Genomic DNA, 15,125 nt, shown 5'->3' on the forward strand with positions numbered 1-15,125 from the left:
AACGCTCCACCCCGCCCCGCTGTCCCCTTCGAAGGACCGCCCTGTTGGAAGACAAGGAACGAGCATGGATACAGAATCGATGATCAACTCCGGCTGGATGCTCACGGCGACCGTCGCGGTCACCCTGATGCTGCCCGGCCTGGCCCTGTACTACGGGGGCCTGTCCCGCACCAAGAACATCCTCAACACCGTCATGATCGTGTTCGGCGGATTCGCCGTCACCGCCGTCCTATGGGTCCTCTACGGCTACGGGCTGACCCTGGGCGATTCCGCCGGCGGGCTGGGCCTGATCGGCAATCCCGCCGGGCTGTTCGGCATCGGCTCTCTGCTGGGCGAGGAGACCGCGCCGGGGGCTGTGCCCGCGATCCTCATCGCGGTCTTCCAGCTGATCTTCGCCGGGCTGACAGTCGGCATCATCGGCGGGGCCGTCGAGGGCCGGATGAAGTTCTCCAGCTGGCTGGTCTTCGCCGGAGTCTGGGCCACCCTGGTCTACTTCCCGGTGGCCCACTGGGTCTTCGCCTTCGACTCCGAGGACGGATCGGTCACCGGCGGCTGGATCGCCAATAAGATCCAGTCCTTGGACTTCGCCGGCGGCACCGCTGTGCACATGAACGCGGGCGTCGCGGCCCTGGTGCTGGCGATCTTCCTGGGCAAGCGCAAGAACTTCCCCGCGGTGGGCCGGCCGGGCAATCTGCCGGTGGCGGTCATCGGCGCGGGGCTGCTCATGGTGGGCTGGTACGGCTTCAACGGCGGCTCCTCGGGCGGGATCAACGAAAGCGCCGGGGTGGCCCTGGCCAATACGCTCATCGCCGCCTGCGCCGGACTGTTGGGCTGGCTGTTCGTCGAGCGGCTGCGCCGGAAGTTCGCCACCTCCCTGGGCGCCATCTCCGGCATCCTGGCCGGCCTGGTGGGCATCACGCCGGCGGCGAACTCGGTGTCGCCGCTGGGCGCGGTGCTCATCGGCCTGGTCGCCGGAATGATCGCCTTCGCCACGCTGGGGCTCAAGGAGCGGCTGGGCTACGACGATGCCCTGGACGCGGTGGCGATCCACATGTTCCCCGGCATCTTCGGCACCCTGGCCATCGGCTTCCTGGCCGCCCCCGATTCCCCCGCGGGCGAGGCCGGTCTGCTCTACGGCGGCGGCCTCACCCTGTTGGGGCGCGAGGCCATCGCGGTCGTCGCGGTGTTCGCCTACACCTTCATCGTCACCAGCCTGATCGCCTGGGTGATCAAGAAGACGATGGGCCTGCGAGTTGACGGGGCCGCGGAGGCCGCGGGCCTGGACACCACCCTGCACGCGGAGACCGCGTACGATCTGGACGATATCCGCGCCTGATCGGCCGGGCCGCACCGCGGCCGAGAACTACCACGAAGGAAGCACCATGCAACTCATCACCGCAATCCTCCAGCCCAGCGCACTGGGACCGGTCAAAACGGCCTTGGACGAGGTCGGCATCACCGGCATGACCGTCTACGAGGCCAAGGGCCACGGCACTCAGGCCGGCAAGGTCGAGGTCTACCGCTCCCAGAAGGTGCGGGTGGAATTCCTGCCGAAGATCTCCCTGGAGATCGTCGTGGCCGACGAGTCCGTGGACGCCGCGATCCAGGCGATCGCCGAGGCCGCCCACACCGGTCAGATCGGCGACGGGAAGATCTGGGCCACCCCGGTGTCCAGGGTGGTCCGCGTGCGCACCGGCGAAACCGGCACCGACGCCATCTGACCTTCCAGTTCCACTACGTGACGAAATGTCGATTTCTGGGCGAATCAGCCCGGATTTCGACATTTCGTCACGTAGTGGACGGCCAGAGGTGCGGTCAGCGGTCCTCCCAGAGGGCCTCGGTGGCGTCCGAGACCACATCGGCGACGGCGTGCGCGATGCCGGCCGGGACCTCGTAGGGGCGTTCGGGGGTGTCGGGATGGGCCACCAGCACGCCGTCGGAGACGAACCGGGCCAGCACCTCGCGGGCCACGGCCGGCAGCTGTGCCGCGGCCGGCGCCGCCGCCTCGATGCCGGCGTCCGGCTCGCCGTAGAGCAGCGCGGCCGTGAGCGTCCCCAGCAGCAGTGGCAGGGCGCGGCCGGCTCCGGCGGGGTCGGCCTCGGCGGCGTCGTAGGTGTAATAGGACAACACGTCCTCGACGTAGTTGGCGACGATCGCGGCCCGCAGGCCGGCCCGCTCCACCTCGCGCGTCGCGCCGAAGGACTCCGCCCGGGGCCCCGGCAGCACGCGCTCGTCCGTGTATTCCAGCACCCCGCTGGTCTCCAGGGTGTGCAGCCACACCGCCAGGTGCGGCACCTCCCAGGCCGACTGCACGCCGCGCACGTCCGCGGTGATCCCCAGCAGGCCGGCCAGCGGCTCGATGTCGGCGGTCTGCACTGACCCGGCGCCCGAGAGCGGGCGGCCATCGCCCAGCCAGTCCAGCAGTCGTTCGATCGCGGCCACCGGTTTGATGGCCGAGGTCGCGGCCAGGACCGTGTCCGCGGGCGGTTCTTCGAAGGCATCGGCCAGGCGGGGCGTGTGGCCCCCGGTGCCCAGTCCATCCGCGCCGGCGCCGCCCGGTGTGTCGAGCAGCAGTTGATCGCCGATGTCGACCATGCTGAACAGCCGGAACTGGATGAGGTCGTGGGCCTGGGACAGTTCGGCCGATGGCACATCCGGGCGGTCGAGTTCGAGGAGGTACTGCAGGTAGTCGTCCAGGGCCAGGGCGACGACGGTGGGGAACTGCGCCTGCGCCTGTGTGACCTCCTCCAGGTAGTCGGGGTTCTCGGCCAGCAGCGCTTCGAGCTGCTCGGCGTCCACCGCATCCTCCAGCGGTTCGCTCGCCAGCGATTCGGCGTCGGACAGCAGGGCCTCGACCAGCTCCTCGTCGGGCCGGGCCAGGGTGTAGGAATCGTCCAGGGTGGGCGCCAGACGGAACAGGTGCTCGACCAATTCCACCGTCTGGCGCGCATCCTCGGCGGCCATTTCGGGCGATAGCGTGGAATCCACGGCGAACGGTGCGGTGGAGTCCGGGCCGTCGGCGGGCTCGTCGCCGGCGGCGTCCTCGGTGGCCGAGGCGACCTCGGCCACCGCACGGACCAGCAGCCAGTCGCGGAAGCCGTCGAGCAGGGCCCGCTCGGGGCTGCCGAGTTCGGAGATGTCCTGGGTGCCAGGTGTGCTGCTGTCCATCGCGTCCTCCCAATCGCCGCGGACGGTCGGTCCGGGTGCGTCCGGTCTTTTCGACGACTCTACGCGGTCATGGGCCCCACCGCAGCAGCCCACACCCGGCGGGGTGAGGCTCAGGCGGCGCTGGGTTGGAGGCCCAGCCCGGCAGCCATCGCGCCGACAGTCATAGCCGTGGTCAGATCGGGGAAACTGCCGATGCAGCGGCCGACCTGGTCGGTATAGGTGTACCGGCCATCGGCCTTAAAGATGTAGCCCGCGTAGTCTCCGCCGCGATTGCCGGCGAAGGTATGGTGATCTACCCTGCGCCACGTCGTCGTCGGCGCGGCGGTGGGGGATCCGATGGGCGGTGCCAGGAATGATGACTCGGGGCCGCTCTGGCGACGGTCCTGGGGGACTCTGTTGTGCCGATGCTTGGGTGAAGCGGGCAGGGACGATGATTGAAATGGTTGAGCTGTGGTGAAGATATGCTTCGATTCGTCGCCGCGCTGAAAAAGGGATTGCGCGGAAAAGTGGAAGGACTGCTAACGGTATCCGCCGTTGTTCTGGCAGCCACTGGCCGGCACAGTATCGCCCGGCATCCCAATTAGTCTACCAGCCACAGGTTCCACTACGCCCCGGATTGTCGATATATCGGCATTTCGGGCTGAATTTCGACAAACCAGGATGTAGTGGAACTCAGCTGCCTGGATGAAGCTCAGGCCTTCGGGTTGGGCACGACGACGGCGCGGGCGGACAGCTTGCCGTCGACCAGCTTCCGGTAGGCCACCAGTGCGTCGTCCATCGAATAGGTTTCGATCTCCGGCTTGATCTGGCCCGCACGGTACATGCCGGCGACCTCGTGCAGTTCGGAGATGGAGCCCCAGTAGACGCCCAGCAGTTCCTGCTCATAGGGGCGGGTATACCAGTCGAATTCGGCCTTGCCGCCGGCGATGCCGACGACGGTCACGCGCGAACCGACCCCGGCAGCGGCCTGGGCTGTGGCGATCGTCGGGGCGATGCCGACGAAGTCGAAGGCGGCGTCGACACCGCGGCCCCCGGTGAGCTTCAGGATCTTCTCGACCTGGCCCTCGCCGCCGGGCACGGTGACGGCACCGGCGGCCTCGGCCTTGGCCATCGCCTCGGGCTTCATATCGGTGGCGATGATGGTGGCGCCGGTCAGGGCTTTGAGGATCTGGATGGCGATCTGGCCCAGCCCGCCCAGGCCGATGACCAGTGCGTACTTGCCGCCGCCGGCCAGCTTGGGCAGCGCGGCCTTGACCGCGTGGTAGGGGGTCAGGGCGGCGTCGGCCAGGGGTGCGGCGGCGACCGGGTCGGCATCGCCCAGCGGCACGAGGTTGCGGGCGGGTACCTTCATGTACTCGGCCATGCCGCCGTCGCGGCCCAGGCCGATGGCCAGGGCCTCGATTCCCTCCGCGTTCTCGCAGTAGTTCTCCTGGCCGGCCACGCAGCGCGGGCAGTGGCCGCAGCCGGTGGGCCCGTAGACCAGGTAGGCATCGCCCTTGGCGAAGCCGGTCACGCCGGTGCCGACCTCTTCGACCCAGCCCGCGGTCTCGTGGCCGAGGATGAACGGCGGCTTCGTGTGGCTGCCGGTTTCCGGCGTGTAGTCCTGGAACACGGAGACGTCGGAGTGGCAGCAGCCGGCGCCAGCGACCTTGAGAAGGACCTCGCCGGGTCCGGGGGTGGGCTTGTCCACGTCCTTGAGGACGGGGAATGTCTGGAATTCTTCGAAGACGACGGCCTTCATCGCATGTCCTTTCATAGGCGAATGTTTATATAAGGCCAGCCTACGCCGGATGGGCCCTGCCGGACCAGGGTGGGATGTTCCAAGAATCCGCGACCGTTCACGGAATGGAAGACCGGGAGCTCTGCCCTTTGGTTCCGATAGCCTCAAGACATGCGTGGTCAAGTTACCGAGGTCTACAAGATCTATGATTCCCGAGACAAAGAGCTGGTCATCCCCGTCTACCAGCGCAATTACGACTGGAAGATCGACAACTGTCGACAACTCCTCGACGACCTCGCAGAGCTCATTGCAACGGGTCGCCGCAAGCACTTCTTCGGGGCGGTGGTGGGTAAGCCCGACAGTTCATGGGAATGGGTCGTGATCGACGGCCAACAGCGTCTGACCACAGTCAGTCTGCTGATGTTGGCCCTGTCCCGCCTGGTCGACGATGGCGCTATCGAGGCGCCCGACCCGGGCTTGGGAGAACGGCTGCGCCGGAATTACCTACTCAAGGATCAGGCCACAGGCGACACCCGTTTCAAGCTCAAACCGGTCAAGAACGATGCGCGGGCGTACCGACGGCTCTTCGGACCGGAATCCGAATTCATCGAGCGGTCCAATGTCACCGCGAACTACCGTTACTTCCTCACCGAGCTCCCCAAACTGGGCCTCGATGCCGACCAGATCTGGGACGCCATCTGCCGTCTGGAGGTCATGCACTTGGACCTCGAACCCGAGGACGATCCCCAGCGCATCTTCGAAAGCCTGAACTCAACAGGTTTGGCTCTATCCGAAGCCGATAAGATCCGCAACCTGGTGCTGATGGGCCTATCCGCGAAGGACCAGGAAGTCGTCTACGAAGACTTCTGGAACCGCATCGAGGTCAATGTCGGCTACGAGACCGATGACTTCCTGCGCTGGTACCTCACCGCCAAGACCTCGAAGACCCCACGCTTCGACCGGGTATACGAATCCTTCAAGAAATTCGCCGCCGACACCGGCTTGCGTGGCGCCGCTCTCCTGGCCGAGGTCCGGGACTATTCGGATTGTTACCGCCGGGTCCGCGCCGCGGACACAGGGTCGAAGGCGGCAGACGCCAAACTGCGCAAGTTGAACATCCTGCGCCAGGATGTGGCCCTGCCGTTCTTCATGCCGGTGATCGCCGACTTCCGTGCCGGTGCACTGTCCGAAGGCGAATTCGTCCGGGTCATCGACATCATTGAGTCCTATATGTTCCGCCGCTTCGCCTGCGATATCCCGACTAACGGCCTCAACAAGGTCTTTGCGACTTTGTACGCGGAACTGCGCCGCATCCAGACGCCCGACAGCAGGTTCTCAGACGTCTTGGCTTACTCCCTGCGCCGCCGCGAGGGCAGCGGAATCTTCCCAGACGATCAATGGTTCGCCGAGGACTTCGCCACCCACAACCTCTACAAGATCCGGTCCGAACGCCGCCAGTACATGTTCGAGTGCTTGGAGAACGGGGACTCCAACGATGTGCGCGATATCGCCGGACGCCTGGCCGAGGGGACGTTGAGCGTCGAACACATCATGCCGCAGACACTCACGGAAGCGTGGCGGGCCGAGCTCGGCCAGGATGCTACGGAAATCCATGAAACCTGGCTGCACCGGATCGGCAACCTGACGGTCACCGGCTATAACTCCTCGTACTCCAATTCCCCCTATGAGCAGAAGCGCACAACGGAGAACGGCTTCGCCCACTCCCCCTACCGCCTCAACCAGGAGATGAAGGAATCCCCCGTGTGGACCGTGGAGCAGCTCCGCGCCCGATCCGAACGTCTGGTGCGCGAGGCCCTGGCCTACTGGGACTACCCACAGACTTCCTTCGTCCCGCCCAAGCCCCAGCTACCGGTCGAACCGCTGGGAACCGACACGGAGTTCACCAACCGCATAGCGATACGGTTCGAGTATCAGGACGCCACCGCGACCGTGCGCAATTAGCGCGACCTGTTCATCCGCGTCTTGACGATCCTGGCGGAGGGACACCGCGATCGGGTATTCGAGTTCACCGCCACTTTGGGCACCGGACAGGAATGGCTTGTCGCATCTGACAACCAACCCGAACGCATGCACAAAATGTGGCCTGTGGTCCCGGGCCTGTGGGCATCCGCGAACACATCGACATGGACAAAGGTCGCTCAACTACGCCGCATCTTCGGGTACTTGAACCTCGACCCGGACGAACTCCTCATCACTCTGCGCCCCGACCCCAATGCCGCTACACCCCTGGATCAGAATAGGCCCGATGATCCCGAAGACTCCCCCTATGCGAACCTGACGAAGTTCGTCAACGTTCTGGAGCCTTTGGAAGGTACTGCCGCCCAGCCGGTCGAGACCTTGGCTACGGTGGCCGAACTGCGTACCACTCTGGCGGAATTCCACGTGGACGACGCCTTCATGAAACTCGCACAGGCGGGCACCCCGTGGATGACCTTCGATCGCTCGCGGCTGGCGCAGGCCGATGCAGACACCCTGCTGACCTTCATTTCCGCCACCTACGAGGCGCAGGACCTGGGCATCGATCCGCAGGCCGTCCACCGGACGATCCTCGACGGCAGCCTGCTCACCACGCTGCACGGGCTGGCATCCGTGGAGTCCACGGTCTCCGCATAGGAACGGAGGCACTACCCACCAGACGATAAAATGGACTCATCACCCCTGTTCCCCGTGGAAGGACTGCATCTCTTTTGAGCCCCTCGGCCCCGTCATCGCCCACTCCCGACCAGCCGAGGGGGAAGACCGGCAGGACCGCAGCATTCGCCCGCGAATTCGCGCGGATCTCGCCGCTCAACGGTGATGTCCAGGTCTCCATCAAAGCGATGCTGTGCCTGATCGTCCCCCTGCTCATCCTCACCGGATTCGAGCGCCCCGATCTGTTCGGCGCCGCCGCCTTCGGCGCATTCTCCGCCCTGTTCGCCCGCAATGTCCCGCCGCGGCATGCTATGCGGGCCCAAGCCGAAGGCGGGCTGGCCGTGATCGCGGCCATCATGATCGGCGTGGCCTGCGCGGCATGGTCGCCCAGTCCACTGGTCTCCGTACTGGTCGTCGCGGTCTACGCCGTGTGCATCGACGCGGTCAACCGGTCCAGGGTCTGGCGCGCCCCCGCCGGTCTGTTCGTCGCCTTCGCAGCCGGCGCGTTCTCCAATACCGCCGAGGTCGACGGGCCCAAAGCGCTGTCGATCTTCTTGGCTGCGGCCGGCACAGGGGCCTTCGCTCTGATCCTGACACTCCTGCAGTCCTTCCACCACAATCCGACTCTGACACAGGATTTCCCGCCGAAGACCCACCGTCTGCGGGGCACGTTCTTCTCCCAAACCACCCTGGTCGTACTCATCGCAGCTCTTGCGGGCAGCCTCTTCGGCTGGCTGGCCACCCCGGAACACGCTTACTGGGGCACGGTCACCGCAATCGCGATGGCCTCGCGGCCCCACGGTGCCAACTGGCAGATCCGGGCTCTGCACCGATTCACCGGCACCCTGCTCGGCGCGATCATCGCCGCACCCCTCCTGTTGTGGGACATGCCCGTGTGGGCCATGATCGCAGCCCTGGTCCTGGCCCAGGGCCTGACCGAACTGTTCGTCCTGCGCAACTACGCGATCGGCATCGTCTTCATCACCATCCAGGCCCTGACCATGACCTCGGTCAGCCATCCCGGGGTGGGCCTGGACATCGCGGGTGAGCGCCTCCTGGCCACCGCCATCGGTCTGGTCTGCGGTGTTGCGACGATCGTGTTGGAGCAGATCCTCGAGGGCCGCGAGCGCCGCGCCGCCGAGGCCGCGCAGGCAGAAGGGAACTAGGCCGGCTGGTCTCGGGCCTGCCAGACCTTGCAGCACCGTCTCAACTCCCTCACACTCAAGTTGCATGCAACATGCAACAAGGTGCTAAAGTTCACACGGAGCTCAACACGGATGCCCGCGAACCGGGCCCAGAGCAGAGCGCCCAAGCACAACAACCCCCAGCAGACCTCGAGGACGCAGTCATGCCGCACGCCGCCAGCGCACCCCAGCGCGTGCCCGCGACACCCTGCTGCCTCCGTGCCGGGCATGCGTCCGGCGCGGTGCTAATCCACCAACCAACTCAGCGCCGCGAGGGTGTCGACAGTGCCGAATTCGGGTCTCTTCCCCGCCTCCTGGCGCATCAGGATCTGCGCGGTGTTGACGATGTGCCGGCCCATCGCCCGTGCCAGCGCGTCCTGGTCCCCGGCTTTGAAGGCCGCATAGACATCCGCGTGGTCCGCGAAGCACTCGGCGGCGCTGCGCGAGGCCGGCACCGTTCCCACCCCCGTGTCCAGCACCAGATCGCGCTGCTGGCGCAGCATGTCCAGGGCCCGTCGGTTATCCGCACCCCGCAGCAGCGCATCATGGAAGTCCCTGTCGGCGCGCAGCAGGGCCGCGGTGTCCCCTGCGTCGGCGGCACGGGAGAAACTCGCATAGGCGGCATCGACCTCGGCGACGGATTCCGCGGTTGCCAGGGCCACCGCCCGGCGCGCCAGTGGGACCTCCAACATCAGCCGCAGCTGGTAGATCTCGATGAAGGTCGACGGGCTGGAACTGAGAATCCGCACCCCGCGGTTCTTCTCGATCTCGACCAGGCCCAGCCGGGAGAGTTCGAGCAGGGCCTCGCGCACCGGAGTGCGCGATACGCCGAGCGTCTGCGCCAACTGCCCGGCCGTATACCGTTCGTCCGGCACCAGCGCTCCGCCCATGATCTGGCTCTTGAGTTCGGCGGTCACGGTTTCCGTGAGGGTGGCGGGTTTGGGCAATGCGGGCATGCTGGCATTATCTCAGCCCGCCCGCACTACCCGGCGCCGAGGCCACGGGCCGGACCGTGCCCGCCCGCACCTCGGCGCCCTGCCGGTCGCCGATCGACCGCCACCTTCAGCACACCTACCAGGATGGAACACAGACATGACTGACAAGACCGCATCGTTCGCGGTGATCGGCGCCGGGATCATCGGCATCGCCACCGCCCGCGAACTGCTGCTGCGCTACCCCGGCGCGGACGTCACCGTATTCGAGAAGGCCGCTGACGTGGCCGCCCACCAGACCGGCCACAATTCGGGCGTCGTGCACGCGGGACTGTACTACCAGCCCGGCGGCCTCAAGGCGCGCCTGTGCCGGCGCGGCGTTGGCCTGCTGCACGACTTCGCCCTGGAGCACGAGGTCCCCTACGACGAGTGCGGCAAGATCGTCGTCGCCCTCGACGCCGAGGAGGAGCCCCGCCTGCAGGCGATCTATGAGAAGGCGACCGCCAACGGCGTGCCCGACGTCGCGATGATCGGCCCCGAACAGATCCGCGAAATCGAACCGAACGCCGTGGGCCGGACCGCCCTGCACTCCCCGCACACCGCGATCGTGGACTACCGGGCGCTGACCGAGGCCCTGGCCGAGGACTTCGTCGCCCGCGGCGGCGCCATCCACTTCGCGACCGAGGTCGTCGGCATGACGCCCAACGCCTCCGGGGTGAAGGTGCGCACCCCCTACGGCGAACACTCCTTCACCTATGTCGTTGCGTGTGCCGGCCTGCAGTCCGACCGTGTGGCCAAGCTGGCCGGCGGGGACAAGAACCCGGCGATCGTGCCGTTCTTCGGCCAGTACTCACAGGTCGAATCGTCCCACCGCGATGTGGTGCGCGGCCTGGTCTACCCCGTGCCGGACCCCGCCTACCCGTTCTTGGGCGTGCACGTGACCAAGCGCGTCGACGGCGAACTGCTGGTGGGCCCCAACGCCTTCCTGTCGTTCGGCCGGGAGAACTACGCCGGCTACAAGCTGGGCGTCAAGGACAGCCTCGACGTGGCGCTGAACCCAGGGTTCTGGAAGTTCGCCGGCCAGAACGCGAAGGCCGCGGTGCGCGAGATCAAGTCGGTGGTATCGCGCAAGAGCTTCCTGCGCGGGGCCGCCGAATACGTTCCGGCTCTGGCCGATGTGGAGACCACGCCGATCACCCGCGGCATCCGCGCCCAGGCGATGGCGGCCGACGGCGGCCTGGTCGACGACTTCGCGATCGAGAACCTGGGCAATGTCACGCTGATCCGCAACGCCCCCTCGCCGGGCGCCACGTCCTCGATGGCCATCGCCGAATACATCGTCGACGGCCTGGCCGACCGCCACGGGATCTGATCTCCCAGATCTGAACCGCGGGAGTAGACACTCCCCTCGTAATACCACCCTCAATAAATCAATAAATATGGAGCATCAATGACGAACTCTGTCATCACCGGTGAGACCCCGGAACAGGAGAAGAAGCGCCTGTCCCGGGTCCGCACTGCCACCCTGGTCGGAACCACTGTCGAATGGTACGACTTCTACCTCTACGCGACGATGGCCTCAATCGTGTTCGGCCACGTCTTCTTTCCGAAGTCCGATCCCCAAGTCGCAACCCTTTCGGCCTTCGCGACCTTCGCCGTCGGTTTCATCGCACGTCCACTGGGCGGATTCCTGTTCGGCCACTTGGGCGATCGGATCGGGCGGAAGAAGAACCTGGTCATCACCTTCACGCTGATGGGCATCGCCAGCTTCCTCATCGGCTGCCTGCCCAGCTACGACACCGCCGGCGTCTGGGCTCCAATCCTGCTCGTCGTACTGCGCATCCTGCAGGGTCTGGGCGCCGGTGCGGAATACACGTCCTCGGCCGTCAACGCCTATGAGCATGCCAGGGCGGACAAGCGCGGGGCACAGGGATCGTGGCCCGCACTGGGCCTGAACATTGGTCTGCTCATCAGCTCCGCGGCCGTCTACCTGCTCAGCCTCAAAGGCGATGAATTCCTGATCAACGGTGGCTGGCGCATCGGCTTCCTCGTCAGCATCGTGCTGGTGGCGATCGGCCTGTGGGTTCGCTCCGCCGTCCCGGAATCCCCCGAGTTCGAAAAGCGTGTGAAGAACAACGAGCAGGCCGACACCCGCTTGCGCACTCTGTTCGCCAAGCACTGGCCCAGCCTGCTGGTCGTCCTGCTGGTGGCCCTGGGCTACAACGCGGTCAGCTATATCTTCAAGACGTTCTCGATTGCCTATGTCAAACAGTTCCAGGGGTTCTCGGCCTCGACCGCTTCGGCCTCCGTGACAGTGGCCGCAGCGATAGCGATCATCGTCGTGCCGATCTTCGGCTGGCTGTGTGACCAAATCGGCTCGAAGAAGGTCATCGGCTACGGTGGCGTCATCTCCGCGGTCTTCGCCTTCATCTTCCTCTGGCTGCTGTCCAACGGCACCACCTGGGGCGTGTTCGTGGCGCTGGGCATCGGCACCGGGATCATCGCGCCGATGATGTTCTCCGCCCAGGGCGCATTCCTGTCGCGGCAGTTCCCCGCCGATGTGCGCAGCAGCGGTGTGGGCATCGGACGCGAGGTCGGTACCGCGATCTCCGGCGCGCTGGCACCCTTGGGCGCACTCAGCCTGGTCGTGGCATCACCCACCAACTCGACGTTCTGGGTCGGTGTGGTCCTGGTGTTCGCAGGCTTGCTGGTCATCGCAGGCGCCCTGGCCGACCGGGGCGGGAAGTTCTCAAGAAGCCAGAAGAACTAACCGACGGACTCATCCGGGATCCCGCGATCCCGGTCGGTCGGCAACGCAAGCGCAGATTCACATCGCGTGCGGACATACCCGCACGCGATGTGAATCTGCGCTTGTCATGCGTCAGGGTTCCTCTTGCGCTGCACTGGTGTGGAACTCAGTCCGCCCCACCCCGCACAGGCCCCGAGGTTCACACCGTTCGGGTGACGAAGCGGGCGGCGAATTCCGTTGCGGGGGCCGCCTGGAAGTCCTGCAGCGGAGCGTCTTGGACGATTCGGCCCGCATCCATCACCAGCACCCGGTCGGCCAAGTCCAGATCCCGTTGGTCGTGGGTGACCAGCACTGTGCTCGTCCCCGCCAGGAGTTCACGCAACAGGACGCGGATCGTCTCCTGCGATTCCGTATCCAGCGCGGCCAGGGGCTCATCCAGCAGCACCAGCTCCGGGCGCACGGCCAGGGCCCGGGCAATGGCCACCCGCTGGGCCTGTCCACCGGACAACTGCATGGGCCGGCGGCCCGCCAGTTCGGCCGCTCCCACACGGTCCAACAGGTCGAACGCCCTGTTCCTGGCCTCCCGTTTGCCCAGCCCCCTGGCGCGCAGCCCGAAAGCCGCATTGTCCAACACGTTCAGGTGCGGGAACAACCAGGGCTTCTGGCTCAGCTGCACGATGAGTCGTTTCCACGGCGCCGCCGTCACCCCACGTCCGGCACTGACGTCGGTCAGCAGCTCCGAGCCCAATCGAATCCGCACGGCTCGCGGGCGCACCAGGCCCGAGAGCACATCCAGGGTGGTGGACTTGCCCGAACCATTGGGCCCGATCAGGGCACAGGTCACCCCAGCGGGAACGATGAACGACACGTCCAGGCTCCGGCTGGGCAGGTCGAAGTCGCATTCCAGGCCGGCACCGGCAGAACCCGACTCCTCGCCTGCACCGGCAGCAACGGGTTCCCCGCCAGTGCCCCGGCCGGATTTCCCGGATGCCCCACTCGTTCCAGGCCCACCCGCTCGGGCGCTACCACCGCTGGCCCTACCACCGACGGCCCCGCTGCCGGCGGTCTCACCGCGCCTCCGATGATCCGCCCATCCGTAGGTCCCCACGACAATGACCATCGCGATGACGACCAGCATCATCGACATGGCCACCGCCGCATCCGAATCCGTCTCCCGGGTCAGGTAGATCTCCAGGGGCAGGGTCCTGGTGGTGCCCTGCAGGGACCCGGCGAAGGTCACGGTAGCGCCGAACTCCCCCAGCGCCCGGGCGAAGCACAGCACCGTCCCCGACACCAGCGCCGGCCCCAGCACGGGCAGGGTGACGCGGCGCAGCACGTATCCCGGCTTGGCACCCAGGGCCAGGGCCGCCAGTTCGAACCGGCTGTCCAGACTGTTGAGCGCCCCCTCGACGGTCATCACCATGAAGGGCAGGGCGACGAATGCCTGCGCCAGGATCACCGCCACGGTCGAGAATGCGATGTGGATGCCCACGGCTTCCAGCTGCCGTCCGACCAGGCCCATCCGCCCGAAGGTGAAGAGCAGGGCGATACCGCCGACCACGGGCGGCAGTACCAGCGGCAGCAGCGTCAGCGAGCGCAGGACGGACCGTCCGGGAAACCTCGTCCGGGCGAAGACCAGTGCCAAGGGCACCCCCAGCAGCAGGCAGATGAGGGTCGCGACCGTGGCGGTGAGCAGTGACAGGCGCAGCGCGGTGAGCGCCGACTCGCTGGTCACCAGCGACCAGAAGTGGGTGTAGTCGACTCGGCTGAGCAGGCCGGCCAGGGGCAGGAGCACGAGCAGGGCGGCGAGCCCGGCCGGCACCCACAGCCAGCGCGGCAGGGGAACCCCCGCCGGTCCACGTCCGCCTGCCCCCGGCTCAGACCTCACGGCTTGCCGAAGCCCGCTTCGCCGAGGACCTTCTGGCCCTGTTCGCCGGTGACCATGTCCTGGAATTCGCGGGCCAGGTCGGCCTGCTTGGCGTCTTTCACGACGCCGATCGGGTAGGTGTTGACGGCCTGGTCGGATTCGGGGAAGTCCACGGCGGTGACCTTGTCCCCTGCGCCCTTGGCGTCGGTCACGTAGACCAGCCCGGCATCGGCCTGACCGGACTGGACCTTGCCCAGCACATCGGTGACCTTGGATTCCTCACTCACGGGCTTGAGCTTCACCCCGGTCTTGTCCTCCACCGTCTTGGTGGCGTTGCCGCACGGCACTCCCTCGGCGCACACCACGACGCTCGTGCCGTCCTTCGTCAGGTCCTTGAACCCCGTGATCTTCTTCGGGTTGTCAGGTGCGGTGGCGATCGTCAGCACATTCGTGGCGAAAGGCACCGGGGTACCGTCCATCAGCTTGGCATCGGTGGCCTTCTGCATGTTCTTCTCGTCCGCGGAGGCGAACACATCGGCCGGCGCGCCCTCCTGGATCTGGGTGACCAGTTCGGAGGAGCCCGCATAGCTGAAGCGGACCTTCACGCCGGGGTGCTCGCCCTCGAAGGTCTTGCCCAGTTCGTCGAAGGTCTGGGTCAGGCTGGCGGCGGCGAAGACCGTCAGGGTCTTCTCCTCACCATTTCCGTCCTTGGCGTCCGAGGTCCCCTGCCCGCAGGCGCTCAGCAACAGTCCCGCTGCCGCGAGTCCCGCCAGCAGGCCCGCAGTCCGCTTGCCGTTGAATCGCATGTCCGTCTTCCTTACGTTCGTCCCGGGTGGGGACCGATCGAGTGTTC

General features: G+C 66.5%; 12 protein-coding genes. 7 read left to right on the plus strand and 5 right to left on the minus strand.

What is annotated here, in order from left to right:
* Positions 1 to 64: 64 nt before the first annotated feature.
* Positions 65 to 1,336: an ammonium transporter gene (locus NQ038_RS07720; RefSeq protein ID WP_257062307.1), complete on the plus strand. Its 1,272-nt coding sequence runs from the start codon at positions 65 to 67 to the stop codon at positions 1,334 to 1,336.
* Between the two features lie 46 nt (positions 1,337 to 1,382).
* Complete coding sequence (locus NQ038_RS07725; RefSeq protein ID WP_257049027.1) at positions 1,383 to 1,721, plus strand: P-II family nitrogen regulator; 339 nt, start codon at positions 1,383 to 1,385, stop codon at positions 1,719 to 1,721.
* A gap of 94 nt (positions 1,722 to 1,815) precedes the next feature.
* Here NQ038_RS07725 and NQ038_RS07730 read toward each other — a convergent pair whose 3' ends face one another.
* Together NQ038_RS07730 and NQ038_RS07735 are read right to left on the minus strand one after the other, a co-directional pair.
* A complete protein-coding gene (locus NQ038_RS07730) occupies positions 1,816 to 3,168 on the minus strand; it encodes a hypothetical protein (RefSeq protein ID WP_257062308.1) in 1,353 nt (450 codons plus the stop codon).
* Between the two features lie 691 nt (positions 3,169 to 3,859).
* Positions 3,860 to 4,909 (minus strand): NAD(P)-dependent alcohol dehydrogenase, encoded by a 1,050-nt coding sequence (locus NQ038_RS07735; RefSeq protein ID WP_257062328.1) that lies wholly within the window; start codon positions 4,907 to 4,909, stop codon positions 3,860 to 3,862.
* A gap of 150 nt (positions 4,910 to 5,059) precedes the next feature.
* On the opposite strand from NQ038_RS07735, the gene NQ038_RS07740 reads away from it, so the two are divergent.
* From NQ038_RS07740 to NQ038_RS07750, 3 genes are all read left to right on the plus strand, one after another.
* Positions 5,060 to 6,850 carry a DUF262 domain-containing protein gene (locus tag NQ038_RS07740; protein WP_257062309.1) on the plus strand — a complete coding sequence of 597 codons (1,791 nt, stop codon included), beginning with the start codon at positions 5,060 to 5,062 and terminating at the stop codon, positions 6,848 to 6,850.
* Between the two features lie 222 nt (positions 6,851 to 7,072).
* Positions 7,073 to 7,522: a hypothetical protein gene (locus NQ038_RS07745; protein ID WP_257062310.1), complete on the plus strand. Its 450-nt coding sequence runs from the start codon at positions 7,073 to 7,075 to the stop codon at positions 7,520 to 7,522.
* A gap of 74 nt (positions 7,523 to 7,596) precedes the next feature.
* The gene (locus NQ038_RS07750; RefSeq protein ID WP_257062311.1) at positions 7,597 to 8,706 is read left to right on the plus strand and encodes an FUSC family protein; all 1,110 of its coding nucleotides are present in this window, start codon (positions 7,597 to 7,599) and stop codon (positions 8,704 to 8,706) included.
* Positions 8,707 to 8,969: 263 nt separating this feature from the next.
* Here the strand turns inward: NQ038_RS07750 and NQ038_RS07755 are convergent, their stop codons facing one another.
* Positions 8,970 to 9,680, minus strand: a complete 711-nt coding sequence (locus tag NQ038_RS07755; protein ID WP_257062313.1) for a GntR family transcriptional regulator — start codon at positions 9,678 to 9,680, stop codon at positions 8,970 to 8,972.
* 136 nt (positions 9,681 to 9,816) lie between these two features.
* Between NQ038_RS07755 and lhgO the strand changes: the two genes are divergently transcribed.
* Complete coding sequence (lhgO, locus tag NQ038_RS07760) at positions 9,817 to 11,028, plus strand: L-2-hydroxyglutarate oxidase (protein WP_257049020.1); 1,212 nt, start codon at positions 9,817 to 9,819, stop codon at positions 11,026 to 11,028.
* A gap of 78 nt (positions 11,029 to 11,106) precedes the next feature.
* A complete protein-coding gene (locus NQ038_RS07765) occupies positions 11,107 to 12,426 on the plus strand; it encodes an MFS transporter (RefSeq protein WP_257059043.1) in 1,320 nt (439 codons plus the stop codon).
* Between the two features lie 178 nt (positions 12,427 to 12,604).
* Here the strand turns inward: NQ038_RS07765 and NQ038_RS15415 are convergent, their stop codons facing one another.
* Both NQ038_RS15415 and modA read right to left on the minus strand, forming a co-directional pair.
* Complete coding sequence (locus NQ038_RS15415; protein ID WP_373456792.1) at positions 12,605 to 14,293, minus strand: ABC transporter permease; 1,689 nt, start codon at positions 14,291 to 14,293, stop codon at positions 12,605 to 12,607.
* Positions 14,290 to 15,078: a molybdate ABC transporter substrate-binding protein gene (gene modA, locus NQ038_RS07780; protein ID WP_257049018.1), complete on the minus strand. Its 789-nt coding sequence runs from the start codon at positions 15,076 to 15,078 to the stop codon at positions 14,290 to 14,292. The genes NQ038_RS15415 and modA overlap by 4 nt, the downstream gene beginning before the upstream one ends.
* Positions 15,079 to 15,125: the final 47 nt, after the last annotated feature.

Origin of the sequence: Brevibacterium sp. 50QC2O2 (assembly GCF_024580675.1) — a bacterium.
Classification (GTDB): Bacteria; Actinomycetota; Actinomycetes; order Actinomycetales; family Brevibacteriaceae; genus Brevibacterium; species Brevibacterium moorei.